26 protein-coding genes are annotated in these 16,941 nt (G+C 38.6%); 24 read left to right on the top strand and 2 right to left on the bottom strand.

What is annotated here, in order from left to right; translation table 11 throughout:
* The first annotated feature begins 13 nt into the window (after positions 1–13).
* The 22 genes from rplR (at position 14) to AC3WVA_RS27340 (ending at position 14,009) form a co-directional block, all read left to right on the top strand.
* Positions 14–376, top strand: coding sequence for a 50S ribosomal protein L18 (rplR, locus tag AC3WVA_RS27445; protein ID WP_000628816.1), 363 nt, complete (start codon positions 14–16; stop codon positions 374–376).
* A gap of 21 nt (positions 377–397) precedes the next feature.
* Positions 398–898: a 30S ribosomal protein S5 gene (rpsE, locus tag AC3WVA_RS27440; RefSeq protein ID WP_000554646.1), complete on the top strand. Its 501-nt coding sequence runs from the start codon at positions 398–400 to the stop codon at positions 896–898.
* Positions 899–911: 13 nt separating this feature from the next.
* Positions 912–1,094 carry a 50S ribosomal protein L30 gene (rpmD, locus tag AC3WVA_RS27435; protein ID WP_001085234.1) on the top strand — a complete coding sequence of 61 codons (183 nt, stop codon included), beginning with the start codon at positions 912–914 and terminating at the stop codon, positions 1,092–1,094.
* A 33-nt stretch (positions 1,095–1,127) separates the two neighbouring features.
* Complete coding sequence (gene rplO, locus AC3WVA_RS27430) at positions 1,128–1,568, top strand: 50S ribosomal protein L15 (protein WP_000766080.1); 441 nt, start codon at positions 1,128–1,130, stop codon at positions 1,566–1,568.
* The gene (gene secY, locus AC3WVA_RS27425; protein ID WP_000490117.1) at positions 1,568–2,869 is read left to right on the top strand and encodes a preprotein translocase subunit SecY; all 1,302 of its coding nucleotides are present in this window, start codon (positions 1,568–1,570) and stop codon (positions 2,867–2,869) included. The genes rplO and secY overlap by 1 nt, the downstream gene beginning before the upstream one ends.
* A 56-nt stretch (positions 2,870–2,925) precedes the next feature.
* Positions 2,926–3,576: an adenylate kinase gene (locus tag AC3WVA_RS27420; RefSeq protein WP_048526368.1), complete on the top strand. Its 651-nt coding sequence runs from the start codon at positions 2,926–2,928 to the stop codon at positions 3,574–3,576.
* A complete protein-coding gene (gene map, locus AC3WVA_RS27415) occupies positions 3,576–4,322 on the top strand; it encodes a type I methionyl aminopeptidase (RefSeq protein ID WP_000582539.1) in 747 nt (248 codons plus the stop codon). Before AC3WVA_RS27420 ends, map begins: the two co-directional genes overlap by 1 nt.
* A gap of 68 nt (positions 4,323–4,390) precedes the next feature.
* Positions 4,391–4,609, top strand: a complete 219-nt coding sequence (infA, locus tag AC3WVA_RS27410) for a translation initiation factor IF-1 (RefSeq protein WP_001029884.1) — start codon at positions 4,391–4,393, stop codon at positions 4,607–4,609.
* Between the two features lie 35 nt (positions 4,610–4,644).
* On the top strand, positions 4,645–4,758 hold the full coding sequence (gene rpmJ / locus AC3WVA_RS27405; RefSeq protein ID WP_000868344.1) for a 50S ribosomal protein L36: 114 nt from the start codon (positions 4,645–4,647) through the stop codon (positions 4,756–4,758).
* Between the two features lie 21 nt (positions 4,759–4,779).
* Positions 4,780–5,145, top strand: coding sequence for a 30S ribosomal protein S13 (rpsM, locus tag AC3WVA_RS27400; RefSeq protein ID WP_000090788.1), 366 nt, complete (start codon positions 4,780–4,782; stop codon positions 5,143–5,145).
* A 24-nt stretch (positions 5,146–5,169) separates the two neighbouring features.
* Positions 5,170–5,559 (top strand): 30S ribosomal protein S11, encoded by a 390-nt coding sequence (gene rpsK / locus AC3WVA_RS27395; protein WP_000101798.1) that lies wholly within the window; start codon positions 5,170–5,172, stop codon positions 5,557–5,559.
* A 180-nt stretch (positions 5,560–5,739) separates the two neighbouring features.
* Positions 5,740–6,684, top strand: a complete 945-nt coding sequence (locus AC3WVA_RS27390; RefSeq protein WP_000569643.1) for a DNA-directed RNA polymerase subunit alpha — start codon at positions 5,740–5,742, stop codon at positions 6,682–6,684.
* 35 nt (positions 6,685–6,719) lie between these two features.
* A complete protein-coding gene (gene rplQ / locus AC3WVA_RS27385) occupies positions 6,720–7,082 on the top strand; it encodes a 50S ribosomal protein L17 (protein WP_000331490.1) in 363 nt (120 codons plus the stop codon).
* A gap of 103 nt (positions 7,083–7,185) precedes the next feature.
* Entirely contained in the window at positions 7,186–8,028 is an 843-nt protein-coding gene (locus AC3WVA_RS27380) for an energy-coupling factor ABC transporter ATP-binding protein (protein ID WP_492322341.1), read from the top strand.
* On the top strand, positions 8,004–8,885 hold the full coding sequence (locus tag AC3WVA_RS27375) for an energy-coupling factor ABC transporter ATP-binding protein (protein ID WP_098346205.1): 882 nt from the start codon (positions 8,004–8,006) through the stop codon (positions 8,883–8,885). The genes AC3WVA_RS27380 and AC3WVA_RS27375 overlap by 25 nt, the downstream gene beginning before the upstream one ends.
* Positions 8,873–9,667 carry an energy-coupling factor transporter transmembrane component T family protein gene (locus tag AC3WVA_RS27370; RefSeq protein WP_098346204.1) on the top strand — a complete coding sequence of 265 codons (795 nt, stop codon included), beginning with the start codon at positions 8,873–8,875 and terminating at the stop codon, positions 9,665–9,667. The genes AC3WVA_RS27375 and AC3WVA_RS27370 overlap by 13 nt, the downstream gene beginning before the upstream one ends.
* Positions 9,668–9,681: 14 nt before the next feature.
* Positions 9,682–10,425, top strand: a complete 744-nt coding sequence (truA, locus tag AC3WVA_RS27365; RefSeq protein WP_048526378.1) for a tRNA pseudouridine(38-40) synthase TruA — start codon at positions 9,682–9,684, stop codon at positions 10,423–10,425.
* 152 nt (positions 10,426–10,577) lie between these two features.
* Positions 10,578–11,015 (top strand): 50S ribosomal protein L13, encoded by a 438-nt coding sequence (gene rplM / locus AC3WVA_RS27360; RefSeq protein ID WP_001260793.1) that lies wholly within the window; start codon positions 10,578–10,580, stop codon positions 11,013–11,015.
* Between the two features lie 21 nt (positions 11,016–11,036).
* On the top strand, positions 11,037–11,429 hold the full coding sequence (gene rpsI / locus AC3WVA_RS27355; RefSeq protein ID WP_000079986.1) for a 30S ribosomal protein S9: 393 nt from the start codon (positions 11,037–11,039) through the stop codon (positions 11,427–11,429).
* 161 nt (positions 11,430–11,590) lie between these two features.
* On the top strand, positions 11,591–12,019 hold the full coding sequence (locus AC3WVA_RS27350; protein ID WP_048526371.1) for a DUF2521 family protein: 429 nt from the start codon (positions 11,591–11,593) through the stop codon (positions 12,017–12,019).
* A 66-nt stretch (positions 12,020–12,085) separates the two neighbouring features.
* Positions 12,086–12,799, top strand: coding sequence for an N-acetylmuramoyl-L-alanine amidase CwlD (cwlD, locus tag AC3WVA_RS27345; RefSeq protein ID WP_060629217.1), 714 nt, complete (start codon positions 12,086–12,088; stop codon positions 12,797–12,799).
* A gap of 142 nt (positions 12,800–12,941) precedes the next feature.
* Positions 12,942–14,009 (top strand): Mrp/NBP35 family ATP-binding protein, encoded by a 1,068-nt coding sequence (locus AC3WVA_RS27340; RefSeq protein WP_048526373.1) that lies wholly within the window; start codon positions 12,942–12,944, stop codon positions 14,007–14,009.
* A 53-nt stretch (positions 14,010–14,062) separates the two neighbouring features.
* Here the strand turns inward: AC3WVA_RS27340 and gerD are convergent, their stop codons facing one another.
* Entirely contained in the window at positions 14,063–14,680 is a 618-nt protein-coding gene (gerD, locus tag AC3WVA_RS27335) for a spore germination protein GerD (RefSeq protein WP_048526374.1), read from the bottom strand.
* A gap of 139 nt (positions 14,681–14,819) precedes the next feature.
* Here gerD and kbaA point away from each other — a divergent pair, with 139 nt between their 5' ends.
* Entirely contained in the window at positions 14,820–15,431 is a 612-nt protein-coding gene (gene kbaA, locus AC3WVA_RS27330; protein ID WP_048526375.1) for a KinB signaling pathway activation protein KbaA, read from the top strand.
* Between the two features lie 90 nt (positions 15,432–15,521).
* Here kbaA and pdaB read toward each other — a convergent pair whose 3' ends face one another.
* Entirely contained in the window at positions 15,522–16,286 is a 765-nt protein-coding gene (pdaB, locus tag AC3WVA_RS27325) for a polysaccharide deacetylase family sporulation protein PdaB (RefSeq protein ID WP_098346203.1), read from the bottom strand.
* Between the two features lie 159 nt (positions 16,287–16,445).
* Between pdaB and AC3WVA_RS27320 the strand changes: the two genes are divergently transcribed.
* Positions 16,446–16,664, top strand: a complete 219-nt coding sequence (locus AC3WVA_RS27320) for a hypothetical protein (protein ID WP_029439134.1) — start codon at positions 16,446–16,448, stop codon at positions 16,662–16,664.
* Positions 16,665–16,941 lie beyond the last annotated feature (277 nt).

Genomic DNA, 16,941 nt, shown 5'->3' with positions numbered 1-16,941 from the left:
AGGAGTGACAAGAATGATCACTAAAGCTGATAAAAATGCGACTCGTAAGAAAAGACATGCACGTGTACGTGCTAAACTTACTGGTACTGCAGAGCGTCCACGTTTAAACGTGTTCCGTTCTAACCAACATATTTACGCTCAAGTTATTGATGATGTGAATGGTGTAACGTTAGTAAGTGCATCTACTCTTGATAAAGACCTTGCTCTTAACGGTACTAGCAATATTGAAGCTGCTACGAAAGTTGGAGAATCAGTTGCTAAGCGTGCTGTAGAGAAAGGCGTTAAAGAAGTAGTATTTGATCGCGGTGGTTACTTATACCATGGCCGTGTTAAAGCTCTAGCTGAAGCTGCTCGTGAGGCTGGATTACAATTTTAATGGTCAAAGGAGGGAAAATTGATGCATCGCATTGACCCAAGTAAATTAGAACTTGAAGAACGTGTAGTTACGATAAATCGTGTCGCGAAAGTTGTTAAGGGTGGTCGTCGTTTCCGCTTTGCTGCACTAGTTGTAGTTGGCGATAAAAACGGTCATGTTGGATTCGGTACTGGTAAAGCACAAGAGGTACCAGACGCAATCCGCAAAGCTATCGAAGACGCTAAGAAAAACTTAATCGCTGTACCATTAGTTGGTACAACAATTCCACACACAATCAACGGTCATTTTGGCGCTGGTGAAGTATTCTTAAAGCCTGCTGCTGAGGGTACTGGTGTTATTGCAGGTGGACCTGTTCGTGCGGTCCTTGAATTAGCTGGTGTACAAGATATTCTTTCGAAATCTCTTGGTTCTAACACACCAATCAACATGATTCGCGCTACTGTGAACGGATTAAGCGAACTTAAGCGCGCTGAAGATGTTGCAAAATTACGCGGTAAATCTGTAGAAGAGCTACTAGGTTAAGGAGGGAAAACAAATGGCGAAAAAGTTAGAAATTACCCTCACTCGTAGTGTAATTGGTCGTCCACAAGATCAACGTGCGACGGTAGAAGCTTTAGGTCTTAAAAAGTTGAATTCAACTGTAGTTAAGGAAGAAACTCCTGCTATTCTTGGTATGATCAACAAAGTTTCTCACCTTGTAACTGTAAAAGAAGCTTAAGGATAACTCATTAATATAAGGAGGTGCCTGGGAATGAAACTTCATGAATTAAAACCTGCAGAAGGTTCTCGTAAAGTACGTAACCGTGTCGGTCGTGGTATCGGTTCTGGTAACGGTAAAACTGCTGGTAAAGGTCATAAAGGACAAAACGCACGTTCTGGCGGCGGTGTTCGTCTTGGCTTCGAAGGTGGTCAAACTCCATTATTCCGTCGTTTACCAAAACGCGGCTTCACAAACATTAACCGTAAAGAGTTTGCTATTGTAAACTTATCAACGTTAAATCGTTTTGAAGATGGTACAGAAGTAACACCTGAATTATTGCTGGAAACTGGCGTTATCAGCAAATTAAACGACGGTGTTAAAATTCTTGCAAGCGGCGCAGTAGAGAAAAAACTAACTGTTAAAGCGCACAAGTTCTCTTCAAGTGCTAAAGAAGCAATTGAAGCAGCTGGCGGATCAGTTGAGGTGATCTAATGTTTCGTACAATCTCCAACTTTATGCGCGTTGCTGAGATAAGACGTAAAATATTATTCACTTTAGCGATGTTAATCGTATTCAGGATTGGCACGTTTATCCCCGTGCCATTTACAAATGGAGACGTACTGAAAGCACAAGATCAATTAAATGCTTTAGGTATCCTAAATACATTTGGCGGTGGCGCCTTGAAAAACTTCTCCATCTTTGCGATGGGAATCATGCCGTATATTACAGCATCCATCATCGTGCAATTATTGCAGATGGATGTTGTTCCTAAATTTTCGGAATGGTCGAAGCAAGGTGAAATGGGCCGTCGTAAACTAACGCAATTCACGCGTTATTTTACAATTGTTCTTGCGTTTATTCAGGGGTTTGGTATGTCAATCGGTTTTAACGGTATGGTAGGTGGGCAATTAATTTTGAATCCAGGTTGGAGCACTTATTTATACATTGCTACGGTACTGACTGCTGGTACTGCATTTTTAATGTGGTTAGGTGAACAGATTACAGCTAAAGGTGTAGGTAATGGTATTTCCATCCTTATCTTTGGTGGTATTGCCGCAGCGATCCCAAGTGTTATATCTCAAGTGTATCAGCAACAGTTTCAAAATATCGGAGATCAATTGTTCATGAGTATCGTTAAAGTTGCATTGATCTTACTAGCTGTGCTAGCAGTTATTGTGGGTGTTATTTTCATTCAACAGGCTGTTAGAAAGATCCCAATTCAATATGCGAAGCGTGTAACAGGAGGAAATGGTGGTTATGCTGGAGCACAAAACACGCATTTACCCCTTAAGGTAAATAGTGCTGGTGTTATTCCAGTAATTTTTGCTGTTTCATTCTTAATTACGCCTCCGACTATTGCACAGTTCTTCCCGAAACATGATGTATCGCAGTGGATTATTGCAAACTTTAACTATTCTCACCCAGTGGGAATGATCATATATGTTGCGCTCATTGTAGCCTTCACATATTTCTATGCGTTTGTTCAGGTTAATCCAGAGCAAATGTCAGAGAATCTAAACAAGCAAGGTGGATATGTTCCAGGTATTCGTCCGGGTAAGAATACGGAACAATATCTAACAAAAATCTTGTATCGTTTGACCTTTGTAGGATCAATTTTCCTAGCAGCGATTGCAATCTTACCAGTTATCTTTACGAAATTGGGAAATCTTCCTCCATCTGCACAGATTGGTGGAACGAGTATGTTAATCGTTGTCGGCGTTGCTTTAGAAACAATGAAGCAGCTAGAAAGCCAACTGGTAAAACGCCATTACAAAGGGTTTATCAAGCAGTGAGTAAGTGGGAAGTGTTATCTTCCCTACATGCTCATGTACTCTGAGGGGGAACAAGGATGAACTTAATTTTAATGGGGCTTCCTGGTGCTGGTAAAGGTACACAAGCCGAACAGATTGTTGCCAAGTATAACATCCCTCACATCTCAACAGGAGATATGTTCCGTGCAGCTATGAAGGCTGAAACTGAAATGGGTTTACAAGCAAAATCTTTTATTGATAAAGGTGCACTTGTTCCAGATGAAGTTACAATCGGAATCGTTCGTGAACGTTTAAGTCAAGAAGACTGCGCAAAAGGCTTCTTACTAGACGGTTTCCCACGAACTGTTGCACAAGCATCAGCTCTTGAAGAGATTATGAAAGATCTTGGCAAAAAAATCGACTATGTTTTAAACATTAATGTGGATTCAGGGTTGTTATTAAAACGCCTTACAGGCCGTCGCATTTGTAAAGAGTGCGGTGCGACTTACCACTTAGAATTCAATGCGCCAGCAAAAGCTGACGTGTGCGATAAATGTGGTGGCGAATTATATCAACGCTCTGATGACAATGAAGAAACTGTAGCAAATCGTTTAGATGTAAATATTAAGCAAACAAAGCCTTTGCTTGATTTCTACGAGGAGCTTGGTTACTTACAAAGCATTAATGGTGAGCAAGATATCAATAAAGTATTTGCTGATATCGATGTTCTCATCGGAGGCTTAGCGTAATGATAATCTGCAAAACTCCTCGCGAGATAGAAATCATGCGAGAAGCTGGCAGGATCGTTGCTTTAACTCATCAAGAGTTGAAACAGCACATTACTCCAGGAATTACAACGAAAGAGCTCGATCAAATAGCGGAAAAGACGATTCAAAAATATGGTGCTACGCCATCTTTTAAAGGATACAACGGATTTCCGGGGAGCATATGTGCTTCTGTAAATGAAGAGCTTGTACACGGAATTCCAGGGAAGCGCAAGCTCAAAGAGGGCGATATCATCAGTATCGATATTGGTGCGAAATACAATGGGTACCATGGCGATTCTGCATGGACGTATCCAGTTGGAAACATTTCTGAATCTGTTCAAAAGCTACTTGATGTCACAGAAAAATCGTTGTATCTTGGTCTAGAACAAGTAAAACCAGGCGAAAGATTATCAAATATCTCACATGCGGTTCAAACCCATGCTGAAGAGAATGGATTCTCGATCGTTAGGGAGTATGTTGGTCACGGAATCGGGCAAGACTTACATGAGGACCCTCAAATCCCGCACTATGGTCCACCAAATAGAGGCCCTAGATTAAAGCCGGGAATGGTCATCTGTGTTGAGCCGATGGTGAATCAAGGAAGACGATATGTAAAAACACTATCTGATGACTGGACAGTGGTAACGGTAGATGGTAAATGGTGTGCCCATTTTGAGCACACGATTGCTCTTACAGAAGCAGGATACGAAATCCTTACCACTTTATAAGTAGCTGGCTCTCCGGGATTTCAGAGCAGTGTAAAATGTTACTGATTTGAAGAAGGGAGAACTATTGAATGGCTAAAGATGATGTAATTGAAGTCGAAGGTACCGTTCTTGAAACGTTGCCAAATGCTATGTTCAAAGTAGAATTAGAGAATGGGCATGTCGTATTGGCTCACGTTTCTGGTAAAATCCGTATGAACTTCATTCGTATTTTACCAGGAGACAAAGTTACGGTAGAATTATCTCCGTACGATTTAAATCGTGGTCGTATTACGTACCGTTTTAAATAATATAGCACTCCGTAATCTTTAAGGAGGTTCGAGACATGAAAGTAAGACCGTCAGTTAAACCAATCTGCGAAAAATGTAAAGTTATTCGTAGACGTGGAAAAGTAATGGTTATTTGTGAAAACCCTAAACATAAACAAAAACAAGGTTAATCAGAAGGAGGTGCATTCGTAATGGCACGTATCGCAGGTGTAGATATTCCTCGAGACAAACGCGTTGTTATTTCTTTAACTTACGTATTCGGCATTGGTCGCACAACTGCTGAAAAAATTCTTGCAGAAGCAGGTATTTCTGAAGAAACACGAGTTCGTGATTTAACGGAAGACGAATTAGGACGTATCCGTGATATCATCGATCGTATTAAAGTTGAGGGAGACCTTCGTCGTGAAGTATCTCTTAACATTAAACGTCTAATGGAGATCGGTTCTTACCGTGGTCTTCGTCACCGTCGTGGTTTACCAGTTCGTGGTCAAAATTCTAAAAACAATGCTCGTACACGTAAAGGTCCACGTCGTACAGTAGCAAATAAAAAGAAATAATAAGTAAAGGAGGTTGAACTAACAATGGCACGTAAAACAAACACTCGTAAAAAACGTGTGAAAAAGAATATCGAAGCTGGTATAGCTCATATTCGTTCTACTTTCAACAACACAATCGTAACACTTACAGATACTCACGGTAACGCACTTTCTTGGTCTAGTGCTGGTGCACTTGGTTTCCGTGGATCTCGTAAATCTACTCCATTCGCTGCGCAAATGGCTGCTGAAACTGCTGCTAAAGCTGCAATGGAACACGGTTTAAAAACTTTAGAGGTTACTGTTAAAGGTCCTGGTGCTGGTCGTGAAGCTGCAATTCGTGCTCTTCAAGCTGCAGGTCTAGAAGTAACAGCAATTAGAGATGTTACTCCAGTTCCTCATAATGGATGTCGTCCACCAAAACGTCGTCGTGTGTAATTTTTCTGTATAGAATTTTCCCTTTTGTCTATAATGGATATGATGCATTATCGAGAAATTTCGTACAGAAACATCGCTTGTTGTGCACAATCGGGAACTGCCTAAGGGGGACTTTCGGTTAGACAGGGGTTGTACCTTTGTTTAACCGGGGTTTCGACGTTTTGAAGGAGGGTTTAGTTAATGATTGAAATCGAAAAGCCGAAAATCGAAACGGTTGAACTTAACGAAGATGCTAAATATGGTAAATTCGTAATTGAACCGCTTGAGCGTGGATATGGTACTACGTTGGGTAACTCCTTACGTCGTATTCTTTTATCTTCACTCCCTGGTGCCGCTGTTACTGCTATCCAAATCGATGGCGTATTACATGAATTTTCAACAGTTGAGGGCGTAGTAGAAGACGTTACAACGATCATCTTAAACTTGAAAAAGTTAGCTCTTAAAATCTACTCTGAAGAAGAGAAGACGTTGGAAATTGATGTGCAGGGCGAAGGTATTGTCACAGCTGCTGATATTACTCACGATAGTGATGTAGAAATCTTAAATCCAGATTTACACATTGCAACGTTAGCAAAAGATGCGCATTTCCGCGTGCGTTTAACTGCAAAGCGTGGCCGTGGGTATACGCCAGCTGATGCAAATAAAAGCGAAGATCAACCAATAGGAGTAATTCCTATTGATTCTATTTATACTCCAGTATCACGTGTGACTTACCAAGTGGAAAAGACACGTGTCGGACAAGTGGCTAATTATGATAAGCTTACGCTTGATGTATGGACGGATGGAAGCATCGGGCCAAAAGAAGCTATCTCTTTAGGTGCCAAAATCTTAACTGAGCATTTAAATATCTTTGTTGGTTTAACTGATGAAGCACAAAATGCTGAGATTATGGTTGAGAAGGAAGAAGATCAAAAAGAGAAAGTTCTTGAGATGACTATCGAGGAACTAGATCTTTCTGTTCGTTCTTATAATTGCCTTAAACGTGCAGGAATTAATACTGTACAAGAGCTTGCGAACAAAACAGAAGAAGATATGATGAAAGTTCGTAACTTAGGACGTAAATCCTTAGAAGAAGTTAAACATAAACTTGAGGAATTAGGTTTAGGTTTACGTAAAGACGACTGAGGATTTAAACCCATCAACAAAGGAGGGAACTACGAATGGCATACAGAAAATTAGGCCGTACAAGTGCGCAACGTAAAGCTATGTTACGTGACTTAGCTACTGATTTAATTATCAACGAGCGCATCCAAACGACAGAAACTCGTGCAAAAGAACTTCGTTCTGTAGTGGAAAAAATGATCACTTTAGGTAAACGCGGAGATCTTCATGCTCGTCGTCAAGCAGCAGCTTTCATTCGCAATGAAGTAGCTAACGCTGAGACTGGTCAAGATGCACTTCAAAAATTATTCGCTGATGTAGCTCCACGCTATGCTGAGCGCCAAGGCGGATACACTCGTATTGCAAAAATTGGTCCACGTCGCGGAGACGCAGCACCAATGGTAATTATCGAGTTAGTATAATGATAATTAAAAGGGCAGGACAGTTCTTTTCAAGAAACTGGTCATGGCCCTTTTTTTTAAATATAAAAATAGGCTAACTTGGCGAAGGAAAGGGTGCCTTGTATTGAAAAAAGAGAAACTTCGGACAGAAAATATATCATTTCAATATCCTGGGGCAGCCACTTATGCATTAAAAGATGTTTCATTTTCCTTATATGAGGGAGAATGGGTATCTGTTATTGGACAAAACGGTTCAGGGAAGTCTACACTTGCAAAATTATTGAATGGTTTGTTTTTGCCGGAAGCAGGGACTATTACAGTAAATAATACAATGGTTTTATCAGAGGAAACGGTATGGGATGTTCGAAAACAAATTGGGATGGTATTTCAAAACCCAGATAATCAATTTGTTGGAACGACAGTGCAAGATGATGTTGTCTTTGGCTTAGAGAATATCGGAATGCCAAGAGAGCAAATGGTAGAAAGATTAAATCAGGCCCTCAAACTTGTCCGTATGGAAGATTTTCTTAATGATGAACCTCATTCGTTATCTGGCGGGCAAAAGCAGCGAGTGGCAATAGCAGGCGTTTTAGCACTTCAGCCATCTATTTTGATATTAGATGAAGCAACGTCAATGCTAGACCCCCAAGGGAGACGTGAAGTAGTAGAAACGGTTAGACAACTTGTTAATCAAAAAGGTATTACCGTGTTATCAATTACGCACGATTTAGAAGAAGCGGCACAATCAGACCGTGTCATTATTTTAAATAAGGGAGAAATATTAGAGGAAGGGACTCCAGAACAAATTTTCAAATCCTCTCATATGCTCCAAGAAATTGGATTAGATGTACCATTTTCAGTGAAAATAGCAGAATTATTAAAAAGAAATGAAATTCTCTTGCAAAATACGCATCTTACAATGGAAAGCTTGGTGAACGAACTTTGGAGATTACATTCCAAAAAGTAGAACATCGTTATCAATATAAAACTCCATTTGAAAGACGCGCACTTTATGATGTAGACGTGTCGTTTCCAAGTGGGGGCTATTATGCCATTATCGGTCATACTGGTTCAGGTAAGTCGACGATGATTCAACATTTAAATGGTTTATTGCAGCCGACACATGGCACAGTTCAAATTGGTGAACATTTCATTTCGGCAGGAAAGAAAGAAAAAAAGCTAAAGCCACTACGTAAAAAGGTAGGGGTTGTCTTTCAATTCCCAGAACATCAGTTGTTTGAAGAGACTGTGGAGAAAGATATTTGTTTCGGCCCTACCAATTTTGGGGTATCTGTAGAAGAAGCGAAGCAAAAGGCAAGAGAGGCAATTGAACTTGTAGGGTTAGAACCAGAACTGTTAACACGTTCACCGTTTGAGTTAAGTGGTGGGCAAATGAGGCGTGTTGCGATAGCGGGTGTATTGGCGATGGAACCCGAAGTGCTTGTATTAGATGAACCTACAGCAGGACTAGATCCAAAAGGGCAGAATGAACTTATGGAGATGTTTTATAAGCTGCATAAGGAGAAAGGTCTTACGGTTATTCTTGTAACGCATAATATGGAGGATGCTGCTAAGTATGCGGAGCAGATTGTAGTCATGCATAAAGGAACGGTCTTTTTGCAAGGAAGTGCAGAGGAAGTGTTTTCACATGCTGATGAATTAGAGCAAATTGGCGTGGATCTTCCTATGTCTTTAAAGTATAAACGTGCAATTGAAGAGAAGTTTGGCATTTCAATCCCAAAGGCTACCTTATCTTTAGAGGATCTTACTCATGAAGTTGTGCAGGTGTTACGAAAAGGTGGTCATGAATCATGCAGCAGTTGATAATTGGAAGGTATATTCCAGGGAATTCGCTTATTCATCAACTTGATCCACGTACGAAGCTGCTGATTGTCTTTTTATATGTATTTGTTGTTTTCTTAGCAAATAATGCGATTTCATATGGATTTTTATTTTTATATGCACTCATTGCTTTATTTTTTGCAAAAGTGCCGATTCGTTATGTACTTTCGGGCTTAAAACCAATTCTATGGATTTTTCTTTTTACATTTTTCCTGCATATTTTTACAAATAAAGAAGGAGAAGTACTATTCCAGCTTGGTTGGTTTTCGATACATGAAAAAGGATTAGAGCAAGGGATATACATTTCTATACGATTCTTCGTTATTATTTTAATGACGACATTATTAACGTTAACGACGACACCTATTGAGATTACAGATGGTTTGGAGACGTTATTAAAGCCGCTGAAGCGTATAAAAGTTCCTGTTCATGAAATCGCATTAATGATGTCAATTTCTCTTCGTTTTATCCCGACATTGATGGATGAAACGAGTAAAATAATGAAGGCACAAGCGTCACGTGGTATTGATTTTGCTGGGGGACCGATAAAAGATAGGATGAAAGCTATTATCTCATTACTCGTCCCTCTATTTATCAGTGCTTTTAAGCGTGCTGAGGACTTAGCAATTGCTATGGAGGCTCGTGGATATCAAAGTGGCGAAGGACGTACTAAATTTAGGCAACTACGCTGGAAAACAAGCGATACAGTAACGATTATAAGCTTAATCTGTTTAGCTTGTATTTTGGTATGGGTGCGATCGTAATGGAGAATAGAGAAATGGATAGAATAAAATGTACGGTTGCATATGATGGCATGCATTTTTGTGGTTATCAAATTCAGCCGCAGCATCGTACTGTTCAACAAGAGATAGAGAAAGCTTTACAGAAATTGCATAAAGGAGAACTTGTTCGTGTTCAAGCATCGGGCAGAACGGATTCTACTGTTCATGCTAAAGGACAAGTCATACACTTTGATACACCGTTGTCTCTTGAAGAGTGGCAATGGAGTAATGCATTAAACACAATGTTGCCAGATGATATTGTTATCAGGCATGTAGAGAAAAAAACAGAAGAATTTCATGCGCGTTACGGTGTTGAGAGAAAAGAATATCGTTATCGTGTATTATTATCAAAGACTGCGGATGTATTCCGTAGAAATTACGTATATCAATATCCATATCCACTCGAAATAAACTCTATAAGAAAAGCGATCCCTTATTTTATCGGAACGCATGATTTCACTTCTTTTTGTTCGGCAAAAACTGACAAAAAAGATAAAGTGAGAACAATTTATGAAATTGAGCTAATTGAGCAAGATGATGAATTAATTTTTCGTTTTGTAGGTAATGGATTTTTATATAATATGGTCAGAATTATTGTTGGTACGTTACTGAGCATAGGGCAAGGAAAGCTTGATCCAGACAGCATTCCAGAGATTCTAGCGAAACAAAATCGTCAGTTTGCTGGAAAGATGGCTCCTGGTCATGGGCTTTACTTATGGCAGGTAAACTATAACAACTAATCCTGGTGTAACATTTGCTTGACATTAGAAACTCAAAAGTATATCATAACATATGGTATTGTTTCTAAAACCACGATTAGCCCCGGAAGGAAATCGTGTTTAAGATAAACAATAGATTTTTTCTATGGAAAAGATAACGAGGAGGGAAACACATGCGTACGACTTTTATGGCAAAAGCTAACGAAGTTGAGCGTAAATGGTATGTGGTTGATGCTGAAGGTCAAACTTTAGGTCGCCTTGCTAGTGAAGTAGCATCCATTTTACGTGGTAAAAACAAACCTACATTTACACCACACGTTGACACGGGTGATCATGTAATTATTATTAACGCTGAGAAAATTCATTTAACAGGTAATAAATTAAACGATAAAATTTACTACCGTCACACTAACCACCCAGGTGGACTTAAACAAAGAACAGCTCTTGAAATGCGTACAAACTACCCTGTACAAATGTTAGAGCTTGCAATTAAAGGCATGCTTCCAAAAGGACGCCTAGGCCGTCAAGTTTCTAAGAAACTAAACGTGTATGCTGGAGCAGAGCATCCACACCAAGCACAAAAACCAGAAGTTTACGAACTTCGCGGATAATCAATTAAAGGAGGGCTTACTTTGGCACAGGTTCAATACTATGGCACTGGACGTCGTAAGAGTTCAGTAGCGCGCGTACGCCTAGTTCCAGGCGAAGGACGCGTTATCATTAACGGTCGTGATTTTGAAAACTATATCCCATTTGCTGCATTACGTGAAGTAGTGAAACAACCTCTAGTTGCAACAGAAACTTTAGGTAACTACGATGTACTTGTAAACGTAAATGGTGGTGGATACACTGGTCAAGCTGGTGCTATTCGTCACGGTATTTCTCGCGCTTTATTAAAAGCTGATCCAGAATACCGTCTAACACTAAAACGTGCAGGTCTATTAACTCGTGACGCACGTATGAAAGAGCGTAAAAAATACGGTCTTAAAGGCGCACGTCGTGCACCTCAGTTCTCAAAACGTTAATTTTTGCGAACTACAAACCCCAACCATTTTGGTTGGGGTTTTTTATGTTTCATTCCTCATTTGGAATTTTTGTAGTTTGGAATATTTTAGTGCTACCCTCTCGCGTATGCTTCTTCTTTAGAAGTTTAGACTAATACGTATTAGGGAGGTTTATAAGTACTATGAATGTCATTGTCAGCTTACAAGAAAAACAAAAAGAAAAGCAGTTGAAATATGAACGGAAGATGCTGCGAGAATTATCATTAAAAACATTACGTTCAAATATTAGAGATGCCTTTCAGATGCAGGAACTTCATCGGCAGTATGAAGATTACTGTATTGAATTAGGAATAGAATCGTATTTATTAGGAGCGAGATATAGTAAATTTGGTTATTATGGTGAATCGTTCTTTGATGTGAAATATAGAGCCTTAGAAGAAGAGCAACAATTAACGGAAACGCTATTTCAATTTTTAGCGAGCATGACTATGCGTGAAATTAAGTTACAAGATGAGGAATTGCTTTTTGAATCTTGCCAGCAGTTTATCGGCTTATGGTGGCAGGAAGGATATGAAAAAGGTGAAAGAAGATATCGATTAAAGCTTCATTAAGACAAGCATAAACTTTCCTCTTGTCCCATATAAGTAATTAGAGGGACTAGCTGGAGGAGGAAAGGTATGAAGAGAATTCGAATTATCTCTTTTGCACTCGCTGCGGTTGTTTTGTTTTTTTTAGTCAAACAAGAGTTTCAAATTACAAAATCGTGGCGAGCTTGGAATTTACCCTTATCAGGGAAAGTAATTGTATTAGATGCTGGGCATGGTGGACCAGACGGAGGAGCAGTTGGGGGAAAGGATATTGTAGAAAAGGATATTACGCTTGAAATTACAAAGAAGGTGCAAGATTATTTGCAAGAGCAGGGTGCGCTAGTTATTTTAACGAGAGATGGAGATTATGATTTAGCCCAGAAAGATACAAAATCATATAGTAGACGTAAAGCAGAGGATTTAAAAAAGCGTGTAGAGATTATTAATAAACCTGATGTAGACTTTTTTGCGAGTATTCATTTAAACGCTTTAACTAGTAGTGGATCGAAAGGCGCACAAACGTTCTATTATCGTTCTTCGATTGAAAATGAACGTGCTGCGAAATTTATACAAGCTGAATTGAGAACGAGTTTAGAGAATACGAATCGTTCTGCTAAAACAATTTCTCATGTGTATTTATTAAAGTATGCGAAAACACCAGGCGCTTTAATTGAAGCTGGATTTTTATCGAATGTAAATGAAAGATATATGTTAAATTCGGAGAAATATCAGCAAAAGGTAGCCGCTGCGGTATATCGTGGTATATTACGTTATTTCACCGAAAAAGGAAATCCTCCAGAATAAGGAGGATTTTTTTGCGGTTCTCTCGTTAACGAAGTTTTCCGAAAATATGTTATACTGGAAATGTAAACGCATTTATTTCGAGGATAAAAAGAGACATTAAATTAACATTACGTTATTTTTCATACAGGGGGCTGGGCTAATTATGGTAACGAAAGAGCAAGTAGTTGAAGCGTTAGAAGGGATTGTAGATCCATTTTTACATAAAACGTTAAAAGAAACAGGGGCAATTAAAGAGGTAACAGTTAAGCCTGAGAAGGAACATGTAAGTGTTAAAATTGCAATCGTAAAAACCGGTACAGCGGAACAAATGCAATTGCAATCTGGAATTGTAAAGTTAGTAAAAGAACTAGGGGCAGCAACAGTAGGGCTTCGCTTTGCAGAATTTACAGAAGAAGAATTATCTCAGTTTGCACCAGAACAGGAAGAGGGACAAACGGAATCTTTATTGTCACCAAATTCAAAAACGACATTTTTAGCAGTGGCGAGTGGAAAAGGTGGAGTTGGAAAATCAACAGTTTCTGTTAACCTTGCTATTGCTTTAGCTCGTCTAGGGAAAAAGGTTGGTATCATTGATGCTGATATTTATGGTTTTAGTGTACCGGATATGATGGGGATAGAAAAACGTCCTGTTGTAAGAGGAGATAGAATAATCCCAGTGGAACGCCTAGGTGTAAAGGTAATCTCAATGGGGTTCTTTGTAGAGGATAATGCACCGGTTATTTGGAGAGGGCCTATGCTTGGGAAAATGTTAAATCATTTCTTTACAGAAGTAGAGTGGGGAGATTTAGACTATTTAGTTTTAGATTTACCACCGGGTACAGGTGATGTTGCGTTAGATTTACATTCGATGTTGCCAGCTTGTAAAGAGATTATTGTCACAACGCCACATCCAACAGCGGCATTTGTAGCAGCGCGTGCTGGAGCTATGGCTTTACGTACAGAACATAGTATTCTTGGTGTTGTTGAAAATATGGCGTATTTCGAAAGTAAAACAACTGGTGAAAAAGAATATGTGTTCGGAAGAGGGGGAGGAGATAAATTAGCTACAGAACTTCAAACAGAAGTACTTGGCCGAATCCCGCTTCAACAACCTGATTGGAATAAAGAAGACTTTGCGCCGTCAGTATACGAGGATACACATACGACAGGTCTTATTTATCGCACGATAGCTGAGACGGTAATTGATAAAACAGCTGTTGCGCAAAAATAAAATAATAATGAGTGGACGATACATATATTGTCCACTCATTACTATAACTATAATTACTGCTGTTCCTTTTTACTATCTTGAGAACCACCTTCACCGCCTGCTTCTTTTTTATCAGAACCACTTTTTTCAGCCTTTTGTACACCTTTACTAATAATATCTATCATCTTAGCTTGGAAGAGTGGGCTTTCGGCAGTTTCTGTTAGTACTTGTTGTAAATATTGGCGGTATTCTTTGCTCTTCATCGTTTGTAGCATCATTTTTTCTACTTCAGGGTTTTTCATAATTTCTATAACGCCTGCTTGGTATTCAGGGTCTTTTAGTAATGTTTTCATTAAGGCTGTTTGTTCTTTTCCCATACTTTTAGCGAATTTCGATGAGAACTCAGGGTCTTTAAAGAGCTTTTCCCAGAATTGTTGCCCTTTGTCGGATACCATTGCATCTTCAATCGTTTTCTTTACTACTGTTTCATCTAGTATGAGTGCTTGTTTCATTTTTTCATCAGTTAACACATCTTGAATGGCTTTCTTACCTTGATCGGTTTTTAAAATATCAACAATCATTTTCTTCGTTTGATCATAATCAAGTTCGGACTTTGCTTCTTTTTCTTGTGCACATGCTACAAGTACAAAAAATAGAAAAGAAGAAGTCAAAACGAGCAGCATCCGTTTCATAAGTTGGAACTCCTTTCAGCACAGTTCTCTCTTTTTAATATAAATATCTTTAAGGAATTTATACATGAACATGGCTAGCTTTTTGAAATTGTCATTGATACAATTTGATTAGAAATATAAGGATAATGGGGGATGTGTTGTGAATAGCCGCAAGTGGGTACGACTATTTTTTACGACGTTGTTTCTTGGTGGGATTAGTACGGTCATTATTGGGTTTGTTTTAGAATGGGACAAGTACGCTAAATTTTTTCAAAATTTCGACGGGAAGGAGATTTTAGCAGTTTCCTTCTGGTTGATGGGCGTAGGATTCATTTTTAGTGTTATTAGTCAAATGGGGTTCTTTGCCTATTTAACAATCCATCGTTTTGGGCTAGGGATGTTCAGGTCACCTTCCTTATGGAATACAGTGCAGCTCTTCTTTATTGCATTCGTTTTATTTGATTTCGTGTATCTAAGATCTGTATTGATTGCAAATGGGGAAGTTTCATTAGGAAATAATATACTTGTTGCAGGTGTATTATTTGTGTTTGGTGCCATTGTTGCTTATATAAAAAGTAAAGAAACGAACAAAAAGGCATTCGTGCCCGCTTTGTTCTTTATGGTTGTTGTAACGATTCTTGAGTGGGTACCAGCTCTTCGAATTAATGATACAGATTGGTTATATTTAATGGTGATACCACTTTTATTATGTAATGCATATCAGTTACTTATATTACATCGTTTAATTGGAAAGACGAGTAAGTCGGTCTAATTAAGAGAGATTTTACGCAGGAGAGTTGTATGAATGAAAGAAGCTCTATTACCTAAATGAAAGGTAGTAGAGCTTTTTATGTGTCAAAAATTATTGTACATCTTCACTTTTCGTACTTGTGTTGGAAATAAGTTGTGATACGGATATTTGTTCATAGCCGTCACTCTTTAATTTTTGCAGAAGCAGTGGTAATGCTTTATTTGTTTGAAGGGCAGAATCGGATGCGTGTAATAAGACGATATCTCCACCTTTTAAATTATTAGAGACGGTGGAAACGATATTGTTTACGCCAGGGTTTTTCCAGTCGTTTGAGTTATTACTCCAATGAACGACAGTGTATCCGAGTGATTCTGCTATTTTAAGTGTTGCTTTGTTAAAGTCTCCACTAGGTGGACGTAACAGTTTGATTTGTTTCACACCAAGTTTTGTAAACACATCTTGTGCTCGCAAAAGATCTCTTCGTATTTCATTTGTCTCTAGAGAAGTGTAGGACGTGTAATTGTACCCCATACTACCGATTTCATGTCCATCTTTTATGATGCGCTCAACAACATCAGGGTGTCTTTCTGCCCATGCAGCAGAAAGGAAGAAAGTTGCATTCTTAATATCTCTTTCTTTAAGTGTATCAAGGATTGGAATTGCTTTTTTGTCTCCCCAACTAATATCAAACGTAAATGCAACTTGTTTTTTTGAGGTGTCGCCTTTGTAAATGACTTTAGGTCCTGTAGCAGTTGAAAAAGCTGATTCGTGTGAATATGTTTTTAAAAAGAGTAGCCATGCTGTAAATAAGGAAAGTATCACTATTAAGCTAATGTGTTTAAAGTTTCTTTTACTCGTAATAAAAAAGAAAAACATAATATTACGCCCCTTTGTCCAATCCTTTTCAGTTACATATATGCGGTAAATATAAAAAAGAGAACAAGGGATTAATATCGTAAGTAGTGGATATAATGGATGATAGAAGAAAATGAGTGGAACGTTAATTGCTCTGTAAGAAATGACTGAGGTGATGAGTTGCTTGGGTTTATGTTAACGAAAGAAGAGAAAAAAGAAATGGAATACATACTGAAGAGAGAGTTAGAAGAACTTTTATTTGATTTTGAAGATGAACGTATTCATGATGTTGTAAAAAAAGCGATGGAAGAGAGATATAAAATCATTTTTTGTTTGTTTCGAAGAGTCGCTAATGCAGAGGAATGTATTCGTTATGTAAGAAAAAGAATTTTTTATTAAAAAGTATTGACGTTAATAGTTATTATATGATAAATTAATAAACGTCGCTGATGCGGAAACGCAGAAAACGACAAAAAAGAAAATGAAAAACTTAGTTGACATTGAAAAATGAAGATGTTAACATAAGGAAGTCGCAAATGAGCGACCAAGTAGTTCTTTGAAAACTGAACGAAACAAACAACGTGAAACGTCAATTTTTATTTTAGATGCTAGACAAACTAACTTTATTGGAGAGTTTGATCCTGGCTCAGGATGAACGCTGGCGGCGTGCCTAATA

Source organism: Bacillus sp. EB106-04-02-XG92, assembly GCF_058791995.1.
Note: the sequence above shows the minus strand (reverse complement) of the source record. Positions and strands in the feature narration are given on the sequence as shown.

Coding starts and splice junctions, on each gene's coding strand:
- rplR (WP_000628816.1), top strand. CDS start 14: ATGATCACTAAAGCTGATAAAAATGCGACTCGTAAGAAAAGACATGCA.
- rpsE (WP_000554646.1), top strand. CDS start 398: ATGCATCGCATTGACCCAAGTAAATTAGAACTTGAAGAACGTGTAGTT.
- rpmD (WP_001085234.1), top strand. CDS start 912: ATGGCGAAAAAGTTAGAAATTACCCTCACTCGTAGTGTAATTGGTCGT.
- rplO (WP_000766080.1), top strand. CDS start 1,128: ATGAAACTTCATGAATTAAAACCTGCAGAAGGTTCTCGTAAAGTACGT.
- secY (WP_000490117.1), top strand. CDS start 1,568: ATGTTTCGTACAATCTCCAACTTTATGCGCGTTGCTGAGATAAGACGT.
- AC3WVA_RS27420 (WP_048526368.1), top strand. CDS start 2,926: ATGAACTTAATTTTAATGGGGCTTCCTGGTGCTGGTAAAGGTACACAA.
- map (WP_000582539.1), top strand. CDS start 3,576: ATGATAATCTGCAAAACTCCTCGCGAGATAGAAATCATGCGAGAAGCT.
- infA (WP_001029884.1), top strand. CDS start 4,391: ATGGCTAAAGATGATGTAATTGAAGTCGAAGGTACCGTTCTTGAAACG.
- rpmJ (WP_000868344.1), top strand. CDS start 4,645: ATGAAAGTAAGACCGTCAGTTAAACCAATCTGCGAAAAATGTAAAGTT.
- rpsM (WP_000090788.1), top strand. CDS start 4,780: ATGGCACGTATCGCAGGTGTAGATATTCCTCGAGACAAACGCGTTGTT.
- rpsK (WP_000101798.1), top strand. CDS start 5,170: ATGGCACGTAAAACAAACACTCGTAAAAAACGTGTGAAAAAGAATATC.
- AC3WVA_RS27390 (WP_000569643.1), top strand. CDS start 5,740: ATGATTGAAATCGAAAAGCCGAAAATCGAAACGGTTGAACTTAACGAA.
- rplQ (WP_000331490.1), top strand. CDS start 6,720: ATGGCATACAGAAAATTAGGCCGTACAAGTGCGCAACGTAAAGCTATG.
- AC3WVA_RS27370 (WP_098346204.1), top strand. CDS start 8,873: ATGCAGCAGTTGATAATTGGAAGGTATATTCCAGGGAATTCGCTTATT.
- truA (WP_048526378.1), top strand. CDS start 9,682: ATGGATAGAATAAAATGTACGGTTGCATATGATGGCATGCATTTTTGT.
- rplM (WP_001260793.1), top strand. CDS start 10,578: ATGCGTACGACTTTTATGGCAAAAGCTAACGAAGTTGAGCGTAAATGG.
- AC3WVA_RS27350 (WP_048526371.1), top strand. CDS start 11,591: ATGAATGTCATTGTCAGCTTACAAGAAAAACAAAAAGAAAAGCAGTTG.
- cwlD (WP_060629217.1), top strand. CDS start 12,086: ATGAAGAGAATTCGAATTATCTCTTTTGCACTCGCTGCGGTTGTTTTG.
- AC3WVA_RS27340 (WP_048526373.1), top strand. CDS start 12,942: ATGGTAACGAAAGAGCAAGTAGTTGAAGCGTTAGAAGGGATTGTAGAT.
- gerD (WP_048526374.1), bottom strand. CDS start 14,680: ATGAAACGGATGCTGCTCGTTTTGACTTCTTCTTTTCTATTTTTTGTA.
- pdaB (WP_098346203.1), bottom strand. CDS start 16,286: ATGTTTTTCTTTTTTATTACGAGTAAAAGAAACTTTAAACACATTAGC.